Raw genomic sequence first — 25,588 nt, 5'->3', positions numbered from 1 at the left:
ATTACCAATAACTAATGACCAATGACTAATGACTCCTGACTAATTACCATTCAGGTTGACTTTCTATCAAAAGTGTGGCTGCGATGCTGTCTACAGGCTTTGAGAAAAAGTATCCTTGTCCGTATTCGCATTGCAGTGCTCTGAGTAAATTAAGCTGTTCGATGGTTTCGATTCCTTCAGCAATTACATCCATGCCTAAATGACTGGCTAAAATTAAAATTGTCTGTACAATGGCTTCGTTTCCTTCATCTTCAGTCATGCGGCTGACAAAAGCTCGATCGATTTTTAAAGCGTCAGTTGGAAAAGTGTGCAGGCGGCTCAAAGAAGAATAGCCAGTGCCGAAATCGTCAATATATAATTGAATTTCTAATTGTTTCAATTCTGCGAGGATAGCGACTGCTGATTCGGAATTCTCCATGATGACGCCTTCAGTAATTTCTAGCTTTAAAGTGCGGGGGTCAAGCTGAGTTTCTTGTAAAATTTCGCGAATGCGATCGATTAAATCCGGTTGTTTAAATTGTTGATTAGAAAGGTTGACGCTGACAGTCAGCGGCGGATTTTCTGGGAATTTTTGGTGCCACTGGTGGGTCTGGCTGCAAGCCGATCGCATCATCCACCAACCAATAGGTACAATCAATCTAGTTTCTTCTGCTACTAAAATAAACTCGCCGGGACAGACTAAACCTCGCTGCGGGTGATACCACCGCAGCAGCGCTTCAAAACCCCTGATTGTACCGCTAGTTAGAGAGACGATCGGCTGGTAGTAAAGCTGAAATTCCTGGGATTCTAAAGCGCGCCGCAGGTCGTTTTCCAGTTGCAAAAGGGCGACAGCGCGAGTGTGCATACTTAAGTCAAAAACTTCGTGGCGAGCTTTGCCTGATTCCTTAGCATGATACATGGCAGCATCTGCATCTCGGAGCAGTTCTTCAGGTCGATCGTACAATGTTCGGAACTGGACATTGGGAACAGGAGAGTCGGAAGCTAAGCAAGACAAAGAAGTTTCCCGATCGATATTTCCCAGATTTCCGGCGATCGACAGTTGGCTGGTTTCTCTTGGATACGGAGGAGGAAAACCAGAACAAACAATCCCAATGCTAGCACTGGTAAAAACTTGATACTCATTAAGGTAAAAAGGCTCTGCCAGTTCCGCTTGGACTCGTTGGGCAATCAGGATCGGATCTTCGGCGCTATTGATATTTTCCAGCAAAATAGCGAATTCGTCGCCGCCGAGACGGGCAACGGTATCTCCAGTGCGCAAACAGATTCCCAGACGCTGCGCGATCGCGATCAGCAACCGATCGCCCACTAAATGCCCCAAACTGTCGTTAACAACCTTAAAGCGATCGAGATCGATAAACAGCACCGCAAACACAACCTCGGGGCGGCGTTTTGAAAGCTCGATCGCGTGTCCCAAGCGATCCATAAATAAAGCTCGGTTGGGCAAACCCGTTAGCATATCGTGCAAAGCATCGTGTACTAACTTCTCTTCTGCTATTTTGCGGACGGTGATATCTTCGACAGTCCCTTCGTAGTAAAGCAATTTGTCGCCAGCGCCCCGAACAGCCCTGCCGTTCTCGGAAACCCAGATAGTGGTGCCGTCAGCGCGGTAAACTTGGGACTCGAATTCTGACACAAAACCGTGTTTTTCGATCTCGTGCAAAAACTCGACGCGGCGCTCGGGATCGAGGTAGAGTTGGCGATCGATGTTGCGTATGTTCGCCATCAATTCGGCGGGCGACTCGTAGCCATAAATTCTCGCCAAAGCAGGGTTAGCACTGAGGTAGCGCCCGTCGGGCGTTGCCTGGAAAATCCCTTCGATCGCATTTTCAAAGATGCTGCGGTATTTCTCTTCGGCCTGTTGCAGCGCGAATTCTGCCTGCTTGCGATCGCTGATATCGGTCAAGGTGCCGAGATAGCCCAGAACTTCCCCGCTTTTGGCAATTTCTGGCACTGCTTGCCAAAATACCCAGGTTGTAAAGTCGCCGTTGCAAAAGCGGTACTCTAACTTACAAGGCAACTTCTCTTTGACAGCGCCATACCACACGCTCAAAACGCGATCGCGGTCTTCGGGATGCAAACTTTGCGTCCAACCTTCGCCTATTGCCTGTGGTGCTGTCAGCCCCGCCATCTCCAAAAATCGCTGGTTGACGTACAAGCAATCTCCACCAGCGTCGGCGCGGAAAATCCCGACCGGCAGGATTTTTGCCAAGGTGTAATAGCGGTATTCGCTTTCTAGCAGCGCGCTGGCAGCTACTTTCGTCTCTGTGATGTCAAACATGGCACCTTGAAGAATGACGGACTTGCTTGCTTCATCGCGAACTGCGGTCGCTCGATCGCGGAACCAGACGACTCGGCCGTTGCGGGCGATCGCGCGGTATTCTGAAACGAGCGGCCCGTCCCAAAATATCTCTTCTCCACTGGTAAATTTCTGTGTGGCGTTTTCAACTAACACGCGATCGCGGTCTTCTGGGTGAACGAGTTTCAGCCACAGGTCGGGGTCGGCCCTCCATTCAGCTACAGAATAACCCAGAAAAGTCTCGATTTGCGGGCTGATATAAAGTTTGGCAGCGGTGCGGTTGAGCGGAGAAATGTAGGTGACAGCCGGCATTTGTTCTACAAGAGCGCAGTATTTTGCTTCTACAGTGGACAGTGCTGCTTCTAGGCGCTGGCGCTCTAATTCGGCGGCGGCCCGTCCGGCAAAAATGCTGAGAATTAGTCGGAAGTTGGCAAGATGTGCTTCCGGGAGGGGTCGATCGTGGAAAATACAAATAATGCCTAAAGGTTCGCCGTAAGAGTTTTTCAGCAAGACTCCCAGGAAACTGCGCGCACCTGTAACTACCAATCTGCGGTCTTCTGGAAAGGTTTCCAGGAGGCAGTCAGGACAGGAGTACATTCCCCGCTCGATCACCAGCGCTTCGGGAGTATTGGCGGTGTCGCACTCAAAGTTTGGCGGCCACAGTCCGTCGCTCCAAAAACTGATAACTTGCAATCTATCGGGAGCAGCATCGGCGCGTTCCTTCGACTTAATCAATTTGGCTGCGACGGCGGTGCAAACTCCGAGTGCTGAGGCTAAGTGGCGAACTAAGGCATCAAAGAATTCTGCTCCCGCCGGCGAATCAGTACCTGCTAGGATCTCGCCCAGCAAATCTTCCTCTAGTTGCGCGGAAGCTGTTAGTTTGGGAGGATTATCTGCCTTCGGGCGATCGGGATTTTCCCCCATCGAACCCGAAATGCTCACACTTAGGGTTTGGATGCTTCCAGACCCGACAATAGGCGAAGAATTCAGAGTTGGGCGCTGTTTCTGGCGCAAGAATAGAGCGCCGCCTGTACTTAAAACTTTACCCAATAATCTCTCAGTTGGCGGCAACAGATTTGAGTTGGAGAAAATCCCACAGTTTTTCCAAATTTTCAATCCCGCAGATTTATCTGCGGGGTTTAATTCTGCCAACGGCCGTTTCTCTTCTGCCAGAGGGAGACTGGGGGGTCTTCGCTGCCGCTTGAGATAAATCGCGGACGCCAAGGCTAAAGTCACCGATAATCCCAGAAAGTATGCCAGAATCTCAAAGTAAAAAAATAAATTTAGATCGAACATCGATTAGCACCGCTCAACAATTGTTGTAGTTATCTAAAGCCAATCTATTAAAAAATCACTAAGTATCGTCACGGATGGGTAACGAATACAAGGTAGGATCGCAGTGAAAGCGACAACAGAGTTAACAGTTCACAACAAACCGGGCAATACTTGACATTACCGAACTTTTTGTGGTTCTTTTCGTACAGGATCAACCCGTACAGGTGAAACTGCAAACACCTCTATACGGTTTCTACACTCCTCAAAGGGTGAGTTTCCGTTTATTTTTTTAATCATATTTAATCCTGCATTCACATTAGAATTAATCATGGTTTGATTCAAAGACCGAAACAACCCACGTTTAACGCTCTTACGCTGGTAAGACTCTTGCTTACCGACAGGCTCTAAATCCCAAAAGCTCCACTTACTTGTATAAGATTCTTCTGTAACTGTTACCTCGATACCCACTAAATCAGCTTTGTAAGCAATCATTTCTCTGAGCTTGGCATAAGAAATTACTACAAAAGTCTGATGAGTTTTTTGGGCTAAGGCTAAATTTTGTTTCCACCCCACATTTTTGCCAATAACTAACTGCCCGATTTTCTCATCCACCAACCCCTTGACAATCAAACTGCTGGTTTTATGAAGGTAGTTTTTTACTCGCTTGTTTCGCTTAAAGGTGATTTGCTGGATTTGGCGCGCGGTATATTTCCCTTGCTCAAGTTTTGATTGTAAAAATGCTCGGCGCTTATTGAAACATTGATTGATTAATTGGAGATATTTTCCATCAGAGAGAGTTGGAGTAAATGTTAGCTGATTCGATATCAAAGCGACGAGGTTATCAATCTCTAAATCTATACCTGCTATGAGTTGGGGATTTAAATCCACCAACGTTACAGGCTTTTCATAAACAACCTCAACAACGTAGCTCGCTGTTGCAGAAACTATCCTTACCTCTATGAGGTCTTGGGCTTTTGTAACAATTATTATGTCACCTTGAGATAAATCAAGTAGCCCATTATTTTTATTTTCACCCCTTTCTCCTATCAATTGGTTATCATAATAAATTAACAAGTTACGTCCACAGGTTTGAGGTTGGTATTTTTGGATGTTAGGGGGGGATAAAAATTGATGGATATCTCGGCAATAAGCCATTATTGACTTTTGCCAAGCATCCCCATCGTAAAAAAATTGTTTGAGAACTTGATAGCTAATTTGATCGGGTAAAGATTTATAGTCGGCTGTTGGTTTTAGGATGGCATATAAATGTTTGAGACTCCTGGCAGCTCGAACTTGATACCCCGACTTAAAAAAGTGTTTTCTCATGTAGTAGTTACCATGATTGTAGAGATTTATGGACAGAAACGATAAGTTATCAAACTGTTTAAAAAACTGATGCTGCCGATCTATGTAATGCCTTTCAACGACAATCATGTTTTTTTTTGGAAAACGAAAAGTTTTTTATTGCTTTGCTAAGCAATGTACAATAAAGTTCAATGATTATCTGATATAGTGTAACACCCATGATGAAAGCAATCGTTTTTGAAACCCCCGGAAGCCCGTCAGTATTGCAACTGCAAGATATCCCCGCCCCTACTATACAAACAGAAACTGATGTTTTGGTGCGGTTGCGAGCGGCGGGTATCAATCCGATAGATACTAAGTTACGGGCGCGCGGCACTTTTTACCCCGAGAAAACTCCTCACGTTTTGGGGTGCGACGGTGCTGGAGTCGTAGAGGCTGTAGGTGCTGGTGTGCAAAGTTTCCAAGTGGGAGACGAGGTTTTTTTCTGCAACGGCGGTTTGGGCGGGTCGAGGGGTACTTATGCTGAGTTTGCCGTTGTAGACCAACGCTTTCTCGCCCTCAAGCCTGCTGCTTTAAGTTTTGCTGAGGCGGCGGCGGCACCGTTAGTTTTAATTACAGCATGGGAATCGCTGTACGATCGAGGGCGCTTGCAAGCCGGGCAAAAAGTGCTGATTCAAGCTGGTGCCGGCGGTGTCGGTCACGTCGCGGTACAGTTGGCGAAGTTGCAGGGTGCTGAGGTTTGCACTACTGTTAGTTCTGAGGAAAAAGCCAATTTTGTCAAGCAGTTAGGTGCAGATTTAGTAATTTTATACAAAAATACTGATGTTGTCGATGAAGTTTTGACTTGGACTCAAGGACAAGGAGTTGACTTGGCTTTCGATACAGTCGGGGGAGAAACTTTTTATCAAACTATTCCGGCTGTGAAGATTTATGGAGATTTGGTAACAATTTTGGAACCCGACCCGGCTTTGGGCAATTTGACCACAGCGAGAATGCGAAATCTGCGAATTAGTCTGGAATTAATGTTAACACCGATGCTGCAAAGTTTGGTGGAGGAACAGGAACAGCAGGCTCATATTTTGCAGAAGTGTGCTCGTTTGTGCGATCGCAACTTGCTCAAAATTCACGTCAGCCAAACTTTCCCTCTCGAACAAGCTCAAGCCGCTCACGAACTGTTAGAAACAGGCTCAGTAATCGGTAAAATAGTTTTGCTAATTTCCTAAATTTCCTACCCAATCTGGTAGCTTCGTTATAGTGTCCAGTCATGGACGTAGAAACCGGGTTAAGGCCATTTTTTCTGGTTTAAAAACCCGGTTTATTTAGTTTTTGCGCGTAAGTTTCTTTTAACGCCAACCTGCAATTGCTTTTGAAAACGCCGCCAGAAATTGAGAAGTCTTTTTTGACGAATAAGAAGGAGGATGAAAACTTGAATAAATTGGCGTTGGTTTTTTTGTCTCGTGTTTAAAAAACGTTGGTTGGGCGATTTGGATTGCGCCTACAAAAACAAAACCCGCTATCATCGGGTTTTGTTTTTGTGTCCGTAAAATTCGCGGTTTCTAGCCTCCCGGACTTCAACCCGCGTTCTAAATTTACTCAACCCGCTATCGTCGGGTTTTGTTTGTGTAAGCGCGGTTTCTAACCGCCCGAACTTATTTAAGTTGTATACTCCGCATTAATCTTCACATAGTCGTAACTCAAATCGCATCCCCAAGCTTTCGCAAAACCGCTGCCATTCCCGACACTAACCTGAATTAAAACCGTATCAGCTTTCAAATATTCTCCCTCCGCAGCCGCTTTCATGTAATTACTCGCAGCAGCGCGATCGAACTCTTTCGGTTGCCCGTTTTCCAGCATCAAAAAATCCCCTAATTCAATCCGCAAATTTTCTTGATCGAAAGGTACACCAGCGCGCCCAGCCGCCGCCGCAATTCTCCCCCAATTCGGATCGCGTCCGAAAATAGCAGCTTTCACCAAAGAAGAACCGACAATTGTTTTGGCAATTTTACTCGCAGAAACTTCATCCAGCGCGCCGCTAACTTGCACTTCCACCAAACAAGTTGCACCTTCGCCGTCGCGGGCGATCGCCTTTGCTAAATGCACGCAAACTTCTGTCAGCATCGCCTCTAATTTTTCAGCATCCGCCCCCATTTCTGTAATCGCTGGTGTGCGGGATTGACCGTTGGCCAAAGCAATTAGCGAATCATTGGTACTGGTATCTCCGTCAACAGTAATTTGATTGAAACTTCTGTTAGCCGCTCGACTCAGCATTTCTTGCCACAAATGCGACGACACTGCTGCATCGCAAGTTACAAATGCTAGCATTGTTGCCATATTCGGGTGAATCATTCCCGAACCTTTGCAAATGCCGCCGATGCGGACGGGTCGATCGCCAAACATAGTTTCCAGGGCGATCGTTTTCGGCACTAAATCAGTCGTACAAATAGCCTTAGCAGCCGCATCGGAACCAGTTTCCGATGCCTCAGCAACTAATCGCGGAATTCCCGCCCTCAGCGGGTCCATTTTTATCCGCTGTCCGATGACGCCTGTGGAGGCCAAAAGAATTGATTCTGGAGGAATATTCAGCGCTTCTCCCAATAATTTGGCACTTTCGAGGGCATCAGCCAAACCTTGTTCGCCAGTAGCAGCATTAGCTTGTCCCGCATTGCACAAAATTGCTTTCGCGCTTGGTTTCGCTTGCAAACGCTGGCGGCAGTAGTCTACGCAAGCGGCCCGGACAGTGGATGTAGTAAAGACTCCTGCGGCGATCGCGTCCACCTCTGACAAAATTAAACTTAAATCCGGCAAGCCTGAAGGCTTCAAACCCGCTGTAATTCCAGATGCTCGATACCCTCTGGGTGCTGTAACTCCGCCGCCAATTTCTTTCCAGTCCGACATCATGACCTCCCTAGTAGCCTTCAATCTGCTGAAAGGGGATTATACCATTTTAGATTTTAGATTTTAGATTTTAGATTTTAGACTTCGGCGTGAGCGCTCAGTCGAACGATTTTAGATTTTAGATTTTAGATTTTAGATTTTAGATTCTTTTGAACCCAATTTCTCATTCCAATTCCCAATTCCCAATTCCCCATAAAACTAATCGCGGCTTCCAATCTAGAGTTAGAACTCAAGAAGAAGTCGCGATGGTTTTGTAATTGACATTATTAATTTTTAGCTGGCAAACAACAAACTCGATTCAACTATCTCGCCGTTGAAAAAAGGAGTTATTTGCGATCGATACTCGCTGGAGAGCCAGCATCTAAACCAACTTCAGCAGCCACACGGCTCAGCATGGATTCCTGACGGTTTTTGACGACGTGTTGATGGCGCATCATCAGGGTGCGGGCTTGTTCTTGAGTTGACATAACTAATTTCTCCAAATTATAGGTAATAACTTCGTAGACAATTGTCGAAATTGAGCTTGCCCTAGCTCATAGTGGCGTTGCTGCGATCGTAACTGGCTTGAAAGCTGGGCTGCGGTTTGCCTTGAATGTGACCCCAGTAGTGCGAATCTTCCATCCCGACTTCGGTGGCGGTGCGGTTGAGCATGGATTGCTGCCGGTTCTTCACCAGTTGGTGGTGGCGCATCATCAGAGAGCGAGCTTGATTTTCGGTAGACATATGCGGTTCCTCCGTATTCTTTAGATTAATGCTGGGCTGTTTTTTTCTTCTCTTGTATCACTATAACAGACAATTCTGTATCTAAAGCTACCAAATCAAAATTGTCATAAAACTTTACAATTGGGCAATTGGGCGAGAAGGTCGATCGAGGGTGCAGGGAGTGCGATCGGGCTTGGGCTAGTGGATTCAGGCCCAACATCCAGCAGCCGTTGGCAAAATTTGACAATATTCATCTTCTAAGAGCCACATTTTAGCGACTACGTAATTGCCAAGGGCAAAAATAACTTTATAGTTTGGTTCAGAGTTATGGATGCAGAATGTTGTCTCTCAAGGGAGTCGAATTTGCCTTAGTTAACAGTAAATTTACAGCGGATTCCAGGTTTATGAAGTACAGTAGCAGCAGCTTGTAAACCAGTTTTTAAAGTGCTGTGGATTAACCAAATAAGCGTGCCGTAGCTAGTAAAACATCAACCATCTTGGTAGTAGTAGGCGAAAATTTACGTAAAAAAGCTTTCAGTTGTGACCACCATAATTCTATAGGATTAAAGTCAGGAGAATAAGGTGATAAATTCAGAACACTGGCACCAGTCGCTTGAATCAATGGTTCAATCACCGCCAACTTATGAGCTGGTAGATTATCAATTAACTTCGACGGCACCATCCCATAAGTTTGGCACTAAACAGTGTTCTACAAAAACTGCAAAAGCCTGACTATCCATCGACCCGTTGAGCGTCATTAATCCTACTACTTTTTTTAAGCTGATTGCTCCAATAACAGTGAATGAGAGCACCCCGATAAAATGGTTTTAAATCATAGACTCTACTACCACACTTTGAACGTGCATGGGTTCGTGTCAACCCCAAGAGAACGCCCATTTCATCCAAAAAAACGAGGTTGTCAGGGTCGATATTTTTCACTTTGTCCCAATATTCACACCTCAAAAGTTGCACGGCTTGTCGGTGGCAGATTGACTACTCCGTATTGTCTTTTTTTTCGCGTCAGATTTTGTTTGATTAATTCGCGACACATCATACTAGGACTGACAGATTGTTGGTAGCTATCTAGCCAATATTCACAATATTCTAATAAGGTACTATCAGGATATTTTTCTACCATCTGGGTCAATTTAGCTGTGGACGAGTGCAACACACTTTTAAGGCTTCCACCCTGTTTTTTTGGTTGAACGTGACCAGTCGTTTGTTTTTGTTTTAAGATTTTTTGAACAAACGCTTTACTCACATCAAAACGTTGGGCTACTTTCCTGACTGATGTATCACCTTGCTCATAGGCTTTAACTATTTTTTTACGAAACTCGATCGAATAAGCTTTCATTTTTTTGGGCTTGTGTACTGAATCTAGTGTACCACATATACATGGATTCTGCTGTAATAAGTAGCTAAGTAGGTAGGCGCTGTCAAACACAATTATGTTAAGGATTGTAAAGTATCCACATTCCCTAAGCGTGGCTAACTTAGCCCTGTTTACATATTGTTACATAGCTCGGTTTAATCGCGCTTACCTACTTAAATCATTATTATTGAGTTGTGTAATTAATTTTGTTTAGGTACTTAATACAACTATTAACAATTAATTATTACAGACACAACTTATTTTAATGAAGGGTTTATTGGGGTAAATCAGGAAATTGAGGTGGGAACTTACCCTGCCACCAAAAATGGGGTTTTTCTCCATTGGGAAAAGCTCCAACTCTCATCTGAGATGTTTTAGAATTAGCAGTTAATGGGGTTGGGTTACTGACCGGAGATTTTAAGTAAAAATTCCCTTCTTGAGGATTAACAAATTGAGGTTCTTCTCTGACGGCAGCAGTTCCATTCGTTCCATAGATATTCGCATAGTTATCAGGAAGCCATCCAGCATAAATCGGACTGGTGGTGTTATTTTCTCCAAAGATTAAGTTCTGGCTAATCTCAATATCTTTTTGACGCAAAATCTTTTCGATGTCAGAGTTAGCCGCCAAATAGCGATCGCTATAACCGATTTGAAATCCTCTATTATTGCTAAAAATATTATTCTTGATTTCAACATTTTGAAGATTATTAGAAAATAAATATAACCCTCCAGTAATCCAAAAAAAGCTTTCTCCTGGGTTCGGTTTACCATAACCATTATGATGAACCGTATTATTATAAATTTTAATATTATGCCGTAACCCATCATTTCCCCATCGGGCAAAGAGAATTCCGGTTCCCCAGTTATCATAAATTAAGTTATGATGAAATCGAATATTTTTTGCTTCTGAACCTCCTTCTACTGCTAAAGCAAATCCTGCCCCATTACAATCATGAACAACATTATTAAAGACCTCAACATCTTCTAAGACTCCCACCCAACTATCCACATATAATCCTTGTCGTGCCATGTGGTGAATATAGTTATGATGGACGGTTCCATATTTACTCTTTTCTTTAACATCAATCCCTTCTTTTTTCCCATCCTTAACTAAGTTATAAGCAACTTCAAAAATTTCAACCCCACCGATTGAAATTGCTTCATGGGGAGCTTCTGAAAAATCATTTAAAAAGTCAGCCATCTTCAGGTCGTTTGCATTAATAACCGTATTTCCCATTACTTTATAGTGATCGCCCCCCCAAACACCAATACCTGGGGAAAACGTATTTTCTGTTTTATTATTATAAAGGTTAATAAAATGGCTATTTCTAACTGTAATCCCAGAATTATGAGAATTAATAACTTCTAAATCTTCTACTTGAATATAACTAACATTTTGTAACAAAAATGCACCTTGATCGTGAGGATAATGGGATTTCTTACCAGATGGAGGCTCTACTTTAACTGCATCCGCATCAATAATAACTCGTTCTTCAGGATAGGCTCGATAAGTAATCCCAGCCTTTTCTCTCCCTGAATTTTTAGCTTGAATTTGTTCGGTGAGGCGATAAGTTCCAGCCCGAATATAAACTGTTTCACCCGCTTTTAATACCAACGCTGCGTGATTAATTGTTGACCAAGGATGCTCAAGTGAACCGTTATTTGTATCACTGCCATTTGGTGCAACATAAAAACCATGAGGATGGATTTGTGATAAACTTGGCGATGTCCAGCACTCGCCACTAATCGCCAATAGAAATCCTGCTAATACTAACGTGATGAACCTATGAACGGTTTTTCTCATCATGAAGTTTTTTTAGGTAGCATTTAATCCTCACTGTTTAAACATTAAAGCACTTTCGTAATTTTGTAAATCTAGTAAGTAGGTAGGCGCTGTAAAACACAATTATGTTAAGGATTGTAAAGTATTCTTAGCCCTAAGCGTGGCTAAGTTAGCCCTGCTTACATATTGTTCCATAGATCGGTTTAATCCCGCTTACCTACTTATAATTTCAATTAACATCAAGTCCCGCCCTAAAGAAACTATGCTGTACCCACAATTGCAAAGATCCCCCTAGCCTCTTTTTCAGAAGGATGCCAGGGGGAGCGAAAAGCTCTGACGTTAGTTTTTCAAGTTGTGTGTACAGGGTAGCCCTTAAGAAAGGCGTGCCGGGGAATAAGCGGCCCTAATCGTCAAACAGTAGACGGGTGCTACATCAGACGTTAAGTTGACACGAATGCTACTCGGCGACTTCAGCTTCCGCTTCCGCTTCCGGTGCATCTGGCACATCTTGCTTGATTGTCAAATAGCGAATCACTTCTTCGCTCAGACGCATCGCGCGCTCCAGGGTAAAAATTGCAGCGCCCGGAGCTGTATAGTTCATTTGAACGTATACTCCGTCCCGGTGCTTGCCGATTTCGTAAGCCAAACGGCGCTTGCCGCGGTGCTGAGTTTCGATGCTTTCAGCACCTTGATCGCGCAAAATAGTTTGATATTTAGCGATCGCCTGGTCTGTCATTTCCTCACCCAAATCTGGGCGCAGAATGTACATAGTTTCGTAAATAAACGGTTTCATGGCAATAATCCCCTTATGGACAACAAGGCTTCTCACGAAGCAAGGACTTATAATCATATCCCAACAATGAACAATCTCAAAACCAAAAAACCAAATTCCCCAAACAACACTCCCTCGCGGTGGAGCACCCTGTGGACGTACAGCATCATGAGCGCGATCGCACTTTTAATGCTGTTTCCCCTGCTGTGGCTTCTGAGTACCTCTCTCAAATCCCCCACCGAAAACATTTTTCAATTTCCCCCGCAACTGTGGCCGCAGCAGCCAACCCTCGAAAACTTCATCAAAGTTTGGCAAACCAACCCCTTCGGCCGCTACCTGTTCAACAGCACCCTGATTGCCGGCCTCACAGTTAGCATCAACGTCCTCTTTTGCGCCCTCGCCGCTTACCCCTTAGCCAGACTCAACTTTCGAGGCCGCGAAGCCATCTTAATCACGATCGTTTCCACAATCATGATTCCCTTCCAAATAGTCATGATTCCCCTATACATATTGACAGTACAACTCGGACTAAAAAATAGTTATTTAGGCGTAATCTTTCCCGGACTAGCCTCAGCCTTCGGCATCTTTTTATTACGACAAGCATTCCTAGCAGTTCCCAAAGAACTAGAAGAAGCCGCCCGCATCGACGGCTGTACAGAATTAGGCATTTGGTGGCACGTCATGATTCCGGCAATTAAGCCAGCTTTAGTTACTTTAGGAATTTTTGTATTTATCGGTTCTTGGAGCGACTTTCTGTGGCCGCTGCTAGTTTTAGACAGGCCAGAATATTACACGTTACCTTTAGGCGTAGCCAATTTAGCCGGGACATTTTCTTTGGATTGGCGTTTAGTTGCGGCGGGTTCCATTATTTCTATTGTTCCAGTTTTAGGACTATTTTTGCTTTTGCAAAAATACATTGTGCCGACAGAAACCGCCACAGGAGTCAAGGGATAGAATCAAGATAAACAATCGGCATTTATCTGCGTTCATCTGCGGTTAAAAATTCAAATATTTTGAACTCACAACTCACCAAATTTATTGGTTATGTATGAACGGTCAGAAATCCGCTGGATTGTTGACCGTGCTGGGGCTGTAGATACTATCAGCGTTTTTGCAAATGCGATCGATGCCCAAGACTGGCAAAAATTGCGATCGCATCTAGCAGACCAAATAGATATCGACTATTCAGAATTCCCAGGAATCAAACAAACTGTGGTAATTTTCAGCGACCATACTCAAGTGCATGGCGCTTTGCGGGATACATCGCAATAAAATCTAATCCACAACTGAAATGCCCTCCTATTTTTCATAACTCAAAATTTCCTCCTACCTGGGAGTGAAAACTGCACTAGGATAAGCAATCCGCTTGTGATTAAACTGTTCCCAAACCCGCACGAAAATCTCCGCAATTAGAGACATATCCTCCCGAGTCAAACCCGAATCGAGCAACTGATTATCCTGCCAGCGAGCCCTCAAAATCCGATTAACCATATTCAAAGCCTCTTCATGAGTAGCATCCTTGAGCGATCGCAAAGCAGCCTCGCAAGAATCCGCCAGCATCAGAATCCCCGTTTCCCGCGACTGCGGAATCGGCCCATCGTAGCGAAAATCCTCCTCCCTCACTTCCCGACTTTCGATTGTTAACTTTGAATTATCCGGATCTGCCAAAGCCGTCTTTAAATCTTCTGATTCTTTTGCAGCAATTTGCTGCGCTTGGTGGTAGAAATAAGCAATTAACATTGTACCTTGGTGTTCGGGAATAAACGCCTGAATCGCCTTCGGCAATCGATGCTTCCGCGCCATCACCAAGCCCTCGGTAACGTGCTTTTTAATAATCTCCGCGCTCGCCCAAGGGTCATTAATTTGATCGTGTTTGTTGGCCCCGCCCATTTGATTTTCACAAAACCCGAGCGGGTCGTGCATTTTTCCAATATCGTGGTATAATGTGCCAGTTCTGACCAGCTCTACATTGCAGCCGAGCTCCCGGGCCGCAGCCTCCGCCAAACTCGCCACAAACAGCGTGTGCTGAAAAGTCCCCGGAGCCTCGGCAGCCAACTTCTTCAACAGCGGGCGGTTGGGATTGGCAAGTTCCGCAAGCCGGATCGGCGTAATCAAGTCAAAAACGTGTTCCAAATAAGGGCTGATGCCGATCGCCACAACGCTCCAAGCCAAACCGGCCAAACTTTGCGCGCCCACCGTACCGAGCACGACGTACCAAATCGCACCGGCAGCCGCGCTGGCAATCAAAGTCCCCACCAGATAAACCGTGCCCTGAGTCAAACCGACAGCCACTCCCAGAAGAGCCAATTCCTCGCGCGATCGCAGTCGCCCCGCCATAAAAGCGCCCAGCAATCCCCCCGCCCCGCTAGCCACCAAATGAATTAACTCCACATTTAAGCCCACGGGCAGCAGCGCCGACAGCAGCCCCACCACAGTCACTCCCACCGCCGAACCGTAGAAGCCGCCCGCTAAAATCCCGATCGCCGGCAAACTCGTCCAAGGTAGCCCCAAACTCACCAGCACCGGCGCGCTCAAAGTCAGCAGCAGCAATAGCAAATGATCTCTGCGGCGCAAGCGGTAGTGCCTTTCCACGAGCAGTACGATCGCAATTGCCCCTCCGACTAAACAAACAAAACCCGTCAGCCCCAGCCAATTCACCCCCCGCCGGCTCAAACCAAAATAGTCCAGCAACACGAAATCTTGCTGCGCGATTTCTGTTCCTTCTGCAACAATTATCTCGCCCTGCTCTACTGCGATCATCACCGGTTTGACCTTTTGCGCCGCTAATTCAGCTAGCTGTTTGGTTTCCTCGGGATCTCTCACCAGATTTGGCTGCAAAATCGCTGTTAAACCCTCAATCGCCAAAGCTTGGGACTCTAACGGCACTTCATCTGCCACTTGCAGCTTCACAGCTTCTTTCAAAATTTCTTTTGGCAACCCCTGCAAGATACCTTGAGCCAACATCCTTTTTGCCGCGCGACTCATACCCGTTTGGGTTTTCTGCCAAGCTGCTTCGGACAAATCAAACAGCGAAGTATCGTAAATCTGTGGGAGTCCTAAAACCGACGGCTTTCCAAGCGCCTCCACAGCATTGAGATAGCGTCGGCGAGCAGAGGAAATACTCTCTGTCAGGCTTTGAAAGTCTGCTGCCCGCACCGATCGGCTGTAAGCTTGCAGTTGAGCGACAGCATCTTGCTGAGACTTGTTCTGCGTCTGCCCAGCCATTGCGGGGGAATCCAAACTCAACCGCTCGGAAGTTGCACTGTTGTCCCCCGCTTGCGCCAAAATAGATCGCCACTCCCACTCGGGACAGCCCCGCAAGTAAACCTGAGCCGCATTTGAGAGCGCCGAGGGACTCACAAACGGAAACGGGCCTACCGCCCCCCGCAGCTCGCTCCCCTGCTGCAAAAGTTGTTGCAATTCTTGATAAATTTGTCGATCGACCGCAGGATCGAGCATTAATATCGCTACAGCCCCGATCCGCGCTGCTTTCCGCTGTTCTTCAGTAGTTTTGTAATCGGGGATGCTAGCACTAGCAGGAGCCTTAATCGTCTGAGGAGCTTTCGTCCCCACATCCAGTTTCGGCTGGTTGTAGAAGCGGTGGCCCAGAGTGCTGCTTAGGGAAACTACCGCTACGAGCGCCAACATAGGGGAACGAGCTTGATTTTTGAGGCTTGATTTTGAGGTTTTACTTGTAAATAAACTCGTAAAAGTCTCGGGCAGAACCAATTTCTGGCGCGACAAGCGGCTCAGGAGAGGCCCGCTAGCGCGTGAGGTATCTGCTTTGCTGCCGCCATTTTGCACTTTAGCAATATGTTGGCGCAGTGAGCGCGCAGCCCCTAGCTGCTCAATCTGCCGCATCAATGAGGAGAGCGTATTCATTTGTGTCGAAGATATATCACTGTTATCCAGCAGCTTTGTCAGAAATTCTGACGGTGCATCTTGATTGAGTTTATCCGAACTACCGTGGCTGAATATTCAACCGCCCAGGCTACTTTGCCTGACTATCGGCTGCCGTTGGGTTTTCTGACTGTTTTCCTAACTTTGGCCAACAACACAAGCAGCTTCTTTGCTTCCCTTGTCCATCTTGAACAAAACTCGCGCGCGAGGGCTAAAAACCCTGTTTCTCCGTTGATTATTCGTTTCCCAACCCCATATTCTCGTAGAAACCCGGTGTTTTGGGGCAAGCGCGTCCGATTTAATTTTTTACTTTTTAATCTTTAATTGTCGCTCTCCTTCGGCTTGCGTTTTTGACTTGTTAATTGCTAATTGCTAATTTCTCATTGCTAATTAATACTTTCCCCTCCCTGTTAAAAGCTCAAAAATTTATACTTTACGAGGTCTAATCACATAAGGTGCAGCCACCGCTCGGGCTAGCGCTGCGGAATCCATGCCGGCATCGGGCCTGTAAACTCCTGCCCAAACAGCAAACAGGTTATTTGCTAACTCTACAATTTTTGCATCGCTGCCCGTTCCCCAGAGCGAGGGTTCTTCGCCACAGGCCAAAGCCTGCGGTTCAACCGTAACCGAAGATACCTGTCGCCATTCTACAGGAATCGCAGCAGCACCGTTGTAAGCTCCAGACAAAGCTCCCGTCAAAGCGCAGGTGAGTTGTGTGGCTATGCCACAGCGGGCAGCCCGCACCACTGACAAGCGCAAGTCTTCTGGGGTGTTCAAGAAGCAGTAGAAAGCTAAGGCAATGGGAATAAAATTTTCTGGGTTGACAATTGACTCCGTTTGTAGTTTTTTCTCGCCTTTGCCCTGTGTTTCTCTCAAAGCTGTGGCGCTTTTGCAAAGATGAGTTGCCGCTGTTTCTAAATCGGCTCCCTGTTTTAGTAGTATTTGCACTTGCAGCAGCAGCTCTGTTAAGGCATTATCTGTTTTCACGTAGGCAATTGTTTGCTCGATTGCTGTCGCGGGGTCAAGTCTATCTTTGAGAGTTCTGGCGATCGCATATCCTACTGCTAAAATTGCTGTATCCCATTCTGGCTTGTTGGCGTTGGGCCAAACCTCTATCGCCAGCATGATTTTTTCTCGCAGCTTGGCTTTATTTTCGTGAAAAAACATCGCAGCAGGCAGCGCAGCAACGGCCGCTTCAGAAGGGTTGAGCAGGCTTTGAAACTCACTGCTTCGCTGATGATGGATCTCGGAATCGGCAAATGCTTGCCAAGTATCGCGCCAATCTTTTAAATCTAAACCCCTACCCCGAATTAAACTTTGAGCGCACGCCACCGCAAGTCTCCCGCATTCGGATGATTGTTTGCCAGTTGGGATTTTGCTATTGGGAGAATTCAACGCCAATGTTGGCCCGCTCAGTGTCAATTTTTGGTGTTTCGTCAGTTGTAAAATCGGCGGCAAGTCTCCTGTTTGGGGGGGAATACCCACGAGTTGCCTTTGGTATTGCAGACCTATAGAGTCTCCTAAAACTGCCCCCAGGATTGTTCCTTGAAACTTGCTCAACAGGGAATGCCGCATTTTAATTTAACTCAAGTTCCTAGTAATTGGTAATTGGTAATTGGTAATTTGTAATTTATAATTGGCAATTTATAATTCTTCCTGGTTTCCCTTTTTGCCTAACTCTTCTGATTAATTTGAATTACAACCAAACATATAAGGGCTGGTTTTCCATATAAAACCTGCCCTCCTCTGAACAATCAGTTAATTTTTAATTTTCCATCAGGTAACTAACTAGAGCTTGCAGCCCCAGCCGGTAACTTTCTGAGCCAAAACCGCTGATTTGCCCGATCGCCACCGCTGCGATAAACGAGTGATGGCGAAAAGCTTCCCGCCGGTAAATATTGCTCAGATGAACTTCTACCGCAGGGATATTCACCGCCGCGATCGCGTCTCTAATTGCCACACTCGTATGAGTATAAGCTCCAGCATTAATCAATAAGCCTTGGTGCTGCCCTAACATCGAGTGAATTGCATCCACCAAGAACCCTTCATGATTCGACTGCTGAATAGAGACTTTCACCTGGAGGGCTTGCGCTTCTCGTTCTAGCAACTTGTTGATATCATTTAAAGTCGCAGAACCATAAACTCCAGGTTCTCGCTGACCCAATAGATTCAGATTAGGGCCGTGAAGTACCAGGATATTTAACAATTTTAAAATTTCCAGCGCAACAAAAATTATGAGAGTTTTGACTTTGGATTTACAACCAGTCTGTAACTTCAAAGCTCAAACCTCAAACCTGAAACCTCAAACTTCAAACCCACTCCCGACTACCGGCGATTCCTCGGTTGGTTGACAGGAATACGAATCGGTTCGAGTTCCGGTTCAGGTTCGGGACTCAGCAGTCCTTCTATCAGCTTGCGAACCCATTCTTTAATTTGTTCCAGCACCTTTTCAATGTCTTCCATTGAACGGATAGCTCCTTTTTTTATAGTCTAGATTGCTAAACCGACGGCTAAATATCTGAAAATAAGCAAGCACGACTTTGAAACCAAAGGTCAAACTTGCTTTCTCGCTTGCTGGTTATTTTGAGCAATGGAGAGAGTCAGTATATTGGCCAATCAGTCCTATCTTATTATCATAACGAATCTTTACAGATAATCAATAGGCCAGCGGAAGATTAGCGAACTATCTCGGAGTACAGAGTGTTAAATAAAGCTTAAGCTTACGGCTGACTGTTGACAATTGACAAAACGCTGGATATTTTTTACGCTTTTGCAAACAATAATTTACGCCGGAGCAGATCGAGCGCGGTACAGCTACTCAAATTCCGAATCCAATCGCGCCCTCGGGCATCGCCAAAGCGGTATTCAAAACTTTCTGCGTCGCCGTGGGGGCCCGCTAAACCGACATACACCAATCCGACAGGTTTAACGTCTGTGCCGCCTCCGGGCCCGGCGATGCCTGTAATGCTCAATCCCCAATTTGTATTGAGGCTGGCGCGCACCCCCGCAGCCATTTGTTTGGCCACTTGGTGGCTGACTGCCCCAAACTCGGCTAAATCTTGCGGATTCACACCTAATAATCCTTCCTTGACCCGATTGTCGTAAGAAATAATCCCGCCTAAAAAGTAGCAAGAACTGCCGGCAACACCAGTCAGCATCGCCCCCAATCCTCCTCCGGTGCAGGATTCAGCCACGCTGAGAGTTTGCCCCGCATCTAGCAACAATTGACCGACAGTCGAAGCGAGAGTATCGCTATCAGCACCGTAACAGTCTAAGCCGGCAATTTGCCGCAATTTTTGTTCGATCGGCTCAATCAAGTTTTTCGCCGCCACTTCCGACTCTGCGCGGGCTGAAATCCGCAGTTTGACTTCGCCGTGATTGGCGTAGGGAGCCACAGTAGGATTAGTTAAATTCAGAAAACTATCTACTTTTTCCGCCAATGCCGACTCAGCAATGCCCCAAAATTTCAATGTGCGGCTGTAAATAGTTTCGCTGCACCAGCCGCCATTTTTCAGGTAAGGAACGGCGGTTTCTCGCCACATCAAGTGCAATTCCGCCGGTACGCCGGGAAATGTCATTACTGTCACGTTAGAAACCGGTTGCCAAATAATGCCCGGTGCAGAACCGCTGCGGTTTGGCAGAATGTCGGCAGTTTCTGGAATTAAAGCTTGTTTGCGGTTGCTGGGACTCATGGTGCGTCCCCGCTGGGCAAATTTGTATTCGATATCTGCGATAATTTCCGGCTTTTCTATTAAGGGAACCCCAAAAAAATCGGCGATCGTTTCGACTGTCAGGTCGTCTGGTGTGGGGCCGAGACCTCCGGTGAAGAGCAAAATCTGCGATCGGCTGACGGCGATTTCTAACACTTGTTTGATACGTTCTGGATTGTCCCCCACCACTGTTTGATAGTAGTGAGGGATTCCCAGACTCGCTAATTCTTTGGCTAAAAACTGGGCATTGCTATTAAGAATATCGCCTAACAGCAATTCAGTGCCAACACAAATAATTTCAGCAACCATGCAATTTTAGATTTTAGATTTTAGATTTTAGATTTGGGATTGGGGAATTGGGGGATTGGGGAATTGGGGATTGGGCATGGAGCATTAGAAATTATTTTTCTTCCTTCTTCCTTCTTCCTTCTTCCTTCACCTAGCGTGTCTCCAAACTTTCCAGCTAGCGTATCCCAGCAAACTTGTTGCACCCATAGCGTAAATTACGCCGCTCGGAAGCGAAAAAGCTAGGGCTAAACTTCCCACCCACAGTGTCAGCGAGTAAATAAATAAAACCGCAAATCGATGGGATAGTCCGGCTTGTAGAAGTCGGTGGTGGAGGTGGCGCTTGTCAGCAATAAACGGTGACTTGCCGTTGCGAAGTCGATCGAGAATCACCGCCGACATATCTAAAATCGGTACAGCTAAAATTAAATATGGCAGCAACACAGAAGTAACAGCCGTAGTTTTAACTAACCCAATTACTCCCACTCCAGCGAGAGTAAACCCGATAAAATAAGCCCCGCCATCTCCCATAAAGATTTGAGCCGGATTGAAGTTGTAGCGCAGAAATCCCAAGGCCCCGCCAGCTAAAGCCGCTGCAATCAGGGCCGCCGCCGGTTGGTGCATCGCCAGACTGACAATCAGCATCACAACTGCTGCAATCCCTGAAACTCCGGCAGCTAAACCGTCCAAACCGTCAATCCAGTTGATGGCGTTGGCCATGCCGACGAGCCAAATCACGGTAATTGGCAAGCTCAGCCAGCCAATATTAGTCAGTCCCAAGGAGGGAACTGTCAGAAACTCAATCTGTACGCCTGCCATCCAAACGATGCTGGATACGCCAATTTGCATGAGCAAGCGTTTTAAGGCCGAGAGTGAAAATAGGTCGTCTGCTAAACCGATGAGGAAGAATCCGATGCCGCCGAGGGTGACTCCCCAAATTTCGTATTCGTCTTTGGGATTGAGAACTTGTCCGTTAGCATCGATGAAGCCTCCTGAGAGCCAGACAAATAAGAGGGCAGTGATAGTGCCGAGAAAGATGGAAACTCCTCCCAAGCGCACCATCGGGCGCTTGTGGACTTTTCGCTCGCCTGGCCGATCGACTCGCCCGCTTTTGAGACCAATTTTTTTGACTATTGGCGTACTCCAGAGGACGACGATGGCAGAAATCAGAAAAGCTACTACGTGGTACAGATACTGGTACGGCATCTGAAATCAATATTAAATAGTGCGGGGCAATTAGTCTGTCAGGCAGAGTCTACTACATTTCAGATGGCTTATAACAAGGAAACATCTTGAAGAGCGACTGGGGGTTTGGGAGTCGGAGATTTGCCGCAATGGCAGTTGCCCTGGGGCGAATTGTCAGGTTTTTCATTCATAACTCTCGAATTAACGATTTGAAATATCGACTCTTTCGCTAGCAAAAAAGTCGATATTTGGCGAGCGGGCCCAGTTGAGCGGTATCTTTCGCAACCTACAAATACCGTTATTCAAAACAGCCCCGCCCGACAAATATCTTTACTAAAAACCGTCTTGGCGATCGATATTTTTGGTGAAAACCTCTTGTCAATATCGCTACCGGCAACTCTCAATCTTTTCCTGCTCTTTTACCCTTTTACCCGTACACTTCCAACTACCAATTCCCCATTGCCGATCAGGAAAATTAAGCTAATGCCGGCACTTTCAAGTACAAGTGCGGATATAACGGGAAGCGATCGCACAGTGCTGCTACTCGTCGCAGGCAGTCGGCGGCGACGCTTTCATCATCTGGATTTAGCAGTCGATCGGCGATAATATTGCCAATCTCGGTAAATTCTGCTGTTCCCATTCCCCTGGTGGTCATCGCCGGCGAACCGAGTCTCAAACCGCTGGTGACAAAGGGCGATGCCGGATCGAACGGCACGGTATTTTTATTAGCAGTAATATTCACACTGCTGACTAATTGGTCCGCTCGCTTGCCTGTCATATTTACCGATTGCAAATCAACTAGCATTAAGTGATTGTCCGTGCCGCCGGAAACGAGTTTTAAACCCCGCTGCTGCAACTGTGCAGCTAATGCGCGTGCATTTTCAATTACTTGACCAGAATAAGTTTTAAATTCAGGCTTTAATGCTTCGCCGAAAGCTACTGCTTTGCCCGCAATCACGTGTTCTAAGGGGCCACCTTGAGTGCCTGGGAAAACTGCTTTGTCGAACTTTTTGCCGAGTTCTGGGTCATTAGTCATAATCAAGCCACCACGGGGGCCTCGCAGGGTTTTGTGAGTGGTGGTGGTGACTGCGTGACAGTGGGGGAGGGGGTTGGGGTGGTGTCCTGTGGCGACTAATCCGGCGATGTGGGCGATGTCGGCGAGCAGGTAGGCTCCGATTTCGTCGGCGATCGCTCTAAACTTCTCAAAGTCGATAATTCGCGAATATGCTGAATAGCCGCAAATTAGCAATTTCGGTCGGTTTTCTTTTGCCAGTGCCAAAATTTCGTCGTAGTCGAGCTGTTCTGTTTCTTGGCTGACGCCGTAGTGAAAAGCTTTGAACCATTTGCCGGATACGTTGACCGGCGAACCGTGGGTCAAGTGTCCGCCGTGGGACAAATCCATGCCCATAATTCCGTCTCCGGGTTCCAGTAGGCTCAAAAACACTGCAAAGTTGGCTTGAGCGCCGGAGTGGGGTTGGACGTTGGCGTGAGCGGCTCCAAATAGCTGTTTGGCGCGGTCGATCGCGATTTGCTCGATGCCGTCAATAAATTCGCAGCCGCCGTAGTAGCGTTTCGCTGGCAGTCCTTCGGCGTATTTATTGGTCAGCACTGAGCCTTGAGCTGCCATTACCGCTGCGGAGGTAAAGTTTTCGCTGGCGATGAGTTCTAGGTGGTCTCGCTGCCGCTGGAGCTCTTGCCCGATTAAATCGGCAATGAGCGGATCGGTTTTGGAAAGGAATTCTAAGTTAGTGTCCGTCACAATAATCAACCTCTTGACAAATTTGGGATTGGGAATTGGGGATCTTATACCGTACTACGGATTTCGCCCCATTGATATAAATATTACGTTGTGTTCAGGTTAAGCCGTTTGTCCCCAACTCCTGACATACAATGAAATTACTGGTGTGAAACCTGCCGGAGGTATCAAATGTTAGTCATTTTAATGGAAAATCAGATGCTTGCCCCTCAGTGTGTTTGCCAAAGTTGTTTGCTGGCCGATCGCACTGGGCAACCGCGCTGGAGCGGTGGAGAGCTTCGCTGCGGCCATCCAGTTGCTAAACCTACGGAAAATTTGCCCGATCGGTACGAGTGTCAAATGGGCTTCGTCATTGCCAATATTAAATAAGAAAGCCTGCCGTTGGTAGTTGAGGCTGCTCCCTGCTGAGTGAAAAGCAAGTTCCGGCAGAGTCGGAACACAAACCCTGCTGCTGCGTTATCCTGAGTTTAATGGAATTCATAGTTAATCGATAAACTCAGGAGAGTTCATTATGACTTGGCGCGGATCTACAACTGTTCCAGACCGGATTTTTGCTTCTTTGCCTTATTTGCTCCCGTTGATTGACGGGCTTGCCTTTGGCAGGTTTCTGTTTACACAGTTTCCTGTCCTGCAACTGTTGTTGATACCGCTAGCTCCTTTGATGCAAATTTATAGTTTGCCCTTTGCTAGCTTGATTATCTTCTTTGCTCTGTATTTAGGAGTAGTTAGAAACGAAAACATCAGTCACTTCATTCGTTTTAATGCGATGCAGGCGATTCTTTTAGACATTGTTTTGATGCTGTGCGGTCTGGTTTTACCGATTTTTTCTAAAGGCCTCCAAGTCGCATTTATTGCGGAAACTCTGTATAACATGGTGTTTTTGGGCGCTTTTGCTGCATTTGTCTATGCAGTCGTGCAGTCGCTTTTGGGACGCTATGCAGAGATTCCTCCGCTTTCGGATGCTGTTTATATGCAGGTACGTTAGTCAATTGGCAGTTGGCTGTTGGCACTTGACAGTTGTTGGTGATAATTACCAATTACCCATTACTAATAACTACTGTATTTTCAAGACTGCCGATGCCTTCAATTTCGATGCGGACTCGATCGCCTATTTGTAGCGGCCCTACTCCTTGCGGCGTTCCAGTCAGTATCACATCGCCGGGAATTAGAGTCATTATTTGACTGATGTAGGAGACGAGAAAGTCTGGGGAAAATACCATGCGATCGATCTGGGATGACTGTACCGGTCGCTCGCTCTCATTGACAAAAGTCTGCAATTGTGCAGCAGGACTCAGTTCGCGGACAATCCAAGGCCCCAAGGGACAAAAAGTATCGAACCCTTTGGCCCTGGCCCACTGGTTGTCCCGCTTTTGCAAATCTCTGGCTGTTACGTCGTTGGCGATAGTATATCCCCAAATTTTGCTGTGTGCTTGTTCGGGAGTGCAGTTAGTACAATGTTCGCCAATTACCAGGGCCAATTCTCCCTCGTAGTCTACCCTTTCCGACTGCTGCGGATAGCGAATCGCTGCACCTGCAGGAATTACAGCACTCGGAGGCTTGAAAAACAGCAGGGGTTCTTCCGGTACTGGGGTTCCCATCTCGGCGGCGTGATCGACATAATTTTTGCCTACGGCTACAATTTTTGAGGGAGAGCACGGGGCGAGAATTTGGTAAGTATCTGGTGAAAGTTCCAAATCGGTTGGTTGTCCTTTTAACCAGGGTGGTGCATCAAATACTTGAACGCTGTGGCTGAGTTGCAGTAAACCGTAATGGATGTGTCCTTGTGTTGTTTTAACTCGAACGTAGCGCTGGGCCATAGTATTTTAGATTTTAGATTTTAGATTCTAGATTAAAAGGATAGCGGAATAGGACTTGCAGTACGATGTTCTCTCAACAATCGTCAGGGTTTCGACGGGCAAATCATGGTAATGAGCGATCGTTTGCCCTATTTCCCTAAGATGCGGCTTGTACGATATTATGTCATCGTTTCATAACAATTAGGTTTCTACCGGGAATTCAGTGCAAAGACTGAGTTGAGCAATTACCCTCGATTGGTCTACGCAATATTTACGCGCTCAAAATCAAGTTTGTGTGAAATAATAGTAAATTACCTGTTCTTTGGCACGTAAATTAGCAGTTATTCTTACAGATTTATACAGAATTTTCCGAGTACGTAGGGCTTGCTGAATAATCGATCGCTTTCTGGCGATCGGGAGTGATCGATATATTCAAACAGCGTTAAAGATGAGTTATTCCTGCCTTATTTTGAGTTAAATAGGGCTTGCTGAAAAAGTAAGAAAACAGCATTTAGAAAGATGAATGAACTCGCAAGTCCCTTGATAATATAAGCTT

At 46.3% G+C, this 25,588-nt stretch carries 25 protein-coding genes; 6 read left to right on the top strand and 19 right to left on the bottom strand.

Features of this window, described 5'->3' with window-relative positions:
• Positions 1-43: 43 nt before the first annotated feature.
• Positions 44-3,592: an EAL domain-containing protein gene (locus QUA20_RS12840; protein ID WP_333189201.1), complete on the bottom strand. Its 3,549-nt coding sequence runs from the start codon at positions 3,590-3,592 to the stop codon at positions 44-46.
• A gap of 156 nt (positions 3,593-3,748) precedes the next feature.
• Positions 3,749-5,005 (bottom strand): transposase, encoded by a 1,257-nt coding sequence (locus QUA20_RS12835; RefSeq protein WP_333189200.1) that lies wholly within the window; start codon positions 5,003-5,005, stop codon positions 3,749-3,751.
• A gap of 92 nt (positions 5,006-5,097) precedes the next feature.
• Between QUA20_RS12835 and QUA20_RS12830 the strand changes: the two genes are divergently transcribed.
• The gene (locus tag QUA20_RS12830; RefSeq protein ID WP_333189252.1) at positions 5,098-6,099 is read left to right on the top strand and encodes a zinc-dependent alcohol dehydrogenase family protein; all 1,002 of its coding nucleotides are present in this window, start codon (positions 5,098-5,100) and stop codon (positions 6,097-6,099) included.
• 120 nt (positions 6,100-6,219) lie between these two features.
• Here QUA20_RS12830 and QUA20_RS12825 read toward each other — a convergent pair whose 3' ends face one another.
• The 9 genes from QUA20_RS12825 to rpsF form a co-directional block, all read right to left on the bottom strand.
• Entirely contained in the window at positions 6,220-6,396 is a 177-nt protein-coding gene (locus tag QUA20_RS12825; protein ID WP_333189199.1) for a hypothetical protein, read from the bottom strand.
• A 133-nt stretch (positions 6,397-6,529) separates the two neighbouring features.
• Positions 6,530-7,771: a bifunctional ornithine acetyltransferase/N-acetylglutamate synthase gene (argJ, locus tag QUA20_RS12820; RefSeq protein WP_333189198.1), complete on the bottom strand. Its 1,242-nt coding sequence runs from the start codon at positions 7,769-7,771 to the stop codon at positions 6,530-6,532.
• 326 nt (positions 7,772-8,097) lie between these two features.
• A complete protein-coding gene (locus tag QUA20_RS12815; protein ID WP_172188083.1) occupies positions 8,098-8,238 on the bottom strand; it encodes a hypothetical protein in 141 nt (46 codons plus the stop codon).
• Positions 8,239-8,299: 61 nt separating this feature from the next.
• Positions 8,300-8,494: a hypothetical protein gene (locus tag QUA20_RS12810; protein ID WP_172188081.1), complete on the bottom strand. Its 195-nt coding sequence runs from the start codon at positions 8,492-8,494 to the stop codon at positions 8,300-8,302.
• A 104-nt stretch (positions 8,495-8,598) separates the two neighbouring features.
• Complete coding sequence (locus QUA20_RS12805) at positions 8,599-8,727, bottom strand: hypothetical protein (RefSeq protein ID WP_333189197.1); 129 nt, start codon at positions 8,725-8,727, stop codon at positions 8,599-8,601.
• Between the two features lie 200 nt (positions 8,728-8,927).
• A complete protein-coding gene (locus QUA20_RS12800) occupies positions 8,928-9,155 on the bottom strand; it encodes a transposase (protein WP_333189196.1) in 228 nt (75 codons plus the stop codon).
• A 270-nt stretch (positions 9,156-9,425) separates the two neighbouring features.
• A complete protein-coding gene (locus QUA20_RS12795; protein WP_333189195.1) occupies positions 9,426-9,827 on the bottom strand; it encodes an IS630 transposase-related protein in 402 nt (133 codons plus the stop codon).
• Positions 9,828-10,119: 292 nt separating this feature from the next.
• Positions 10,120-11,652 (bottom strand): right-handed parallel beta-helix repeat-containing protein, encoded by a 1,533-nt coding sequence (locus QUA20_RS12790; protein WP_333189194.1) that lies wholly within the window; start codon positions 11,650-11,652, stop codon positions 10,120-10,122.
• A 433-nt stretch (positions 11,653-12,085) separates the two neighbouring features.
• Positions 12,086-12,421 (bottom strand): 30S ribosomal protein S6, encoded by a 336-nt coding sequence (gene rpsF / locus QUA20_RS12785; RefSeq protein WP_006631907.1) that lies wholly within the window; start codon positions 12,419-12,421, stop codon positions 12,086-12,088.
• A gap of 66 nt (positions 12,422-12,487) precedes the next feature.
• Here rpsF and QUA20_RS12780 point away from each other — a divergent pair, with 66 nt between their 5' ends.
• Positions 12,488-13,354: a carbohydrate ABC transporter permease gene (locus QUA20_RS12780; protein ID WP_333189193.1), complete on the top strand. Its 867-nt coding sequence runs from the start codon at positions 12,488-12,490 to the stop codon at positions 13,352-13,354.
• A 90-nt stretch (positions 13,355-13,444) separates the two neighbouring features.
• Entirely contained in the window at positions 13,445-13,672 is a 228-nt protein-coding gene (locus tag QUA20_RS12775) for a hypothetical protein (protein ID WP_333189192.1), read from the top strand.
• Positions 13,673-13,726: 54 nt separating this feature from the next.
• Here the strand turns inward: QUA20_RS12775 and QUA20_RS12770 are convergent, their stop codons facing one another.
• The gene (locus tag QUA20_RS12770) at positions 13,727-16,282 is read right to left on the bottom strand and encodes an HDIG domain-containing metalloprotein (protein WP_333189191.1); all 2,556 of its coding nucleotides are present in this window, start codon (positions 16,280-16,282) and stop codon (positions 13,727-13,729) included.
• An 84-nt stretch (positions 16,283-16,366) separates the two neighbouring features.
• Here QUA20_RS12770 and QUA20_RS12765 point away from each other — a divergent pair, with 84 nt between their 5' ends.
• Complete coding sequence (locus QUA20_RS12765) at positions 16,367-16,624, top strand: hypothetical protein (protein WP_333189190.1); 258 nt, start codon at positions 16,367-16,369, stop codon at positions 16,622-16,624.
• Positions 16,625-16,726: 102 nt separating this feature from the next.
• Here the strand turns inward: QUA20_RS12765 and QUA20_RS12760 are convergent, their stop codons facing one another.
• The 6 genes from QUA20_RS12760 to glyA all read right to left on the bottom strand — a co-directional run bounded on the left by QUA20_RS12760 (position 16,727) and on the right by glyA (position 23,239).
• Positions 16,727-17,875 (bottom strand): ADP-ribosylglycohydrolase family protein, encoded by a 1,149-nt coding sequence (locus QUA20_RS12760; RefSeq protein ID WP_333189189.1) that lies wholly within the window; start codon positions 17,873-17,875, stop codon positions 16,727-16,729.
• 190 nt (positions 17,876-18,065) lie between these two features.
• Complete coding sequence (aroQ, locus tag QUA20_RS12755; protein ID WP_333189251.1) at positions 18,066-18,506, bottom strand: type II 3-dehydroquinate dehydratase; 441 nt, start codon at positions 18,504-18,506, stop codon at positions 18,066-18,068.
• A 119-nt stretch (positions 18,507-18,625) separates the two neighbouring features.
• Positions 18,626-18,763: a hypothetical protein gene (locus tag QUA20_RS12750; protein ID WP_006631912.1), complete on the bottom strand. Its 138-nt coding sequence runs from the start codon at positions 18,761-18,763 to the stop codon at positions 18,626-18,628.
• Positions 18,764-19,062: 299 nt separating this feature from the next.
• Positions 19,063-20,319, bottom strand: coding sequence for a competence/damage-inducible protein A (locus tag QUA20_RS12745; protein ID WP_333189188.1), 1,257 nt, complete (start codon positions 20,317-20,319; stop codon positions 19,063-19,065).
• Positions 20,320-20,445: 126 nt separating this feature from the next.
• Entirely contained in the window at positions 20,446-21,501 is a 1,056-nt protein-coding gene (locus QUA20_RS12740; protein ID WP_333189187.1) for an MraY family glycosyltransferase, read from the bottom strand.
• Between the two features lie 454 nt (positions 21,502-21,955).
• Positions 21,956-23,239, bottom strand: coding sequence for a serine hydroxymethyltransferase (glyA, locus tag QUA20_RS12735; protein WP_333189186.1), 1,284 nt, complete (start codon positions 23,237-23,239; stop codon positions 21,956-21,958).
• Positions 23,240-23,407: 168 nt separating this feature from the next.
• Between glyA and QUA20_RS12730 the strand changes: the two genes are divergently transcribed.
• Positions 23,408-23,605 carry a hypothetical protein gene (locus QUA20_RS12730; protein ID WP_006631916.1) on the top strand — a complete coding sequence of 66 codons (198 nt, stop codon included), beginning with the start codon at positions 23,408-23,410 and terminating at the stop codon, positions 23,603-23,605.
• 142 nt (positions 23,606-23,747) lie between these two features.
• The gene (locus QUA20_RS12725; protein WP_333189185.1) at positions 23,748-24,221 is read left to right on the top strand and encodes a Tic20 family protein; all 474 of its coding nucleotides are present in this window, start codon (positions 23,748-23,750) and stop codon (positions 24,219-24,221) included.
• A gap of 52 nt (positions 24,222-24,273) precedes the next feature.
• Here the strand turns inward: QUA20_RS12725 and QUA20_RS12720 are convergent, their stop codons facing one another.
• Positions 24,274-25,053 (bottom strand): fumarylacetoacetate hydrolase family protein, encoded by a 780-nt coding sequence (locus QUA20_RS12720; protein ID WP_333189184.1) that lies wholly within the window; start codon positions 25,051-25,053, stop codon positions 24,274-24,276.
• Between the last annotated feature and the right edge of the window lie 535 nt (positions 25,054-25,588).

This window comes from Microcoleus sp. Pol7_A1, from assembly GCF_036701085.1.
GTDB lineage: Bacteria > Cyanobacteriota > Cyanobacteriia > Cyanobacteriales > Microcoleaceae > Microcoleus > Microcoleus asticus.
This window is presented reverse-complemented; position numbering and strand designations above follow the sequence as displayed.

Coding starts and splice junctions, on each gene's coding strand:
- QUA20_RS12740 (WP_333189187.1), bottom strand. CDS start 21,501: ATGCCGTACCAGTATCTGTACCACGTAGTAGCTTTTCTGATTTCTGCC.
- QUA20_RS12780 (WP_333189193.1), top strand. CDS start 12,488: ATGAACAATCTCAAAACCAAAAAACCAAATTCCCCAAACAACACTCCC.
- QUA20_RS12805 (WP_333189197.1), bottom strand. CDS start 8,727: ATGAATATTGTCAAATTTTGCCAACGGCTGCTGGATGTTGGGCCTGAA.
- QUA20_RS12750 (WP_006631912.1), bottom strand. CDS start 18,763: ATGGAAGACATTGAAAAGGTGCTGGAACAAATTAAAGAATGGGTTCGC.
- QUA20_RS12725 (WP_333189185.1), top strand. CDS start 23,748: ATGACTTGGCGCGGATCTACAACTGTTCCAGACCGGATTTTTGCTTCT.
- QUA20_RS12835 (WP_333189200.1), bottom strand. CDS start 5,005: ATGATTGTCGTTGAAAGGCATTACATAGATCGGCAGCATCAGTTTTTT.
- QUA20_RS12795 (WP_333189195.1), bottom strand. CDS start 9,827: ATGAAAGCTTATTCGATCGAGTTTCGTAAAAAAATAGTTAAAGCCTAT.
- QUA20_RS12770 (WP_333189191.1), bottom strand. CDS start 16,282: ATGAATACGCTCTCCTCATTGATGCGGCAGATTGAGCAGCTAGGGGCT.
- QUA20_RS12840 (WP_333189201.1), bottom strand. CDS start 3,592: ATGTTCGATCTAAATTTATTTTTTTACTTTGAGATTCTGGCATACTTT.
- QUA20_RS12815 (WP_172188083.1), bottom strand. CDS start 8,238: ATGTCAACTCAAGAACAAGCCCGCACCCTGATGATGCGCCATCAACAC.
- QUA20_RS12730 (WP_006631916.1), top strand. CDS start 23,408: ATGTTAGTCATTTTAATGGAAAATCAGATGCTTGCCCCTCAGTGTGTT.
- rpsF (WP_006631907.1), bottom strand. CDS start 12,421: ATGAAACCGTTTATTTACGAAACTATGTACATTCTGCGCCCAGATTTG.
- QUA20_RS12745 (WP_333189188.1), bottom strand. CDS start 20,319: ATGGTTGCTGAAATTATTTGTGTTGGCACTGAATTGCTGTTAGGCGAT.
- QUA20_RS12760 (WP_333189189.1), bottom strand. CDS start 17,875: ATGCGGCATTCCCTGTTGAGCAAGTTTCAAGGAACAATCCTGGGGGCA.
- argJ (WP_333189198.1), bottom strand. CDS start 7,771: ATGTCGGACTGGAAAGAAATTGGCGGCGGAGTTACAGCACCCAGAGGG.
- QUA20_RS12720 (WP_333189184.1), bottom strand. CDS start 25,053: ATGGCCCAGCGCTACGTTCGAGTTAAAACAACACAAGGACACATCCAT.
- QUA20_RS12830 (WP_333189252.1), top strand. CDS start 5,098: ATGAAAGCAATCGTTTTTGAAACCCCCGGAAGCCCGTCAGTATTGCAA.
- QUA20_RS12825 (WP_333189199.1), bottom strand. CDS start 6,396: ATGATAGCGGGTTTTGTTTTTGTAGGCGCAATCCAAATCGCCCAACCA.
- QUA20_RS12775 (WP_333189192.1), top strand. CDS start 13,445: ATGTATGAACGGTCAGAAATCCGCTGGATTGTTGACCGTGCTGGGGCT.
- QUA20_RS12800 (WP_333189196.1), bottom strand. CDS start 9,155: ATGGTGCCGTCGAAGTTAATTGATAATCTACCAGCTCATAAGTTGGCG.
- QUA20_RS12790 (WP_333189194.1), bottom strand. CDS start 11,652: ATGATGAGAAAAACCGTTCATAGGTTCATCACGTTAGTATTAGCAGGA.
- QUA20_RS12810 (WP_172188081.1), bottom strand. CDS start 8,494: ATGTCTACCGAAAATCAAGCTCGCTCTCTGATGATGCGCCACCACCAA.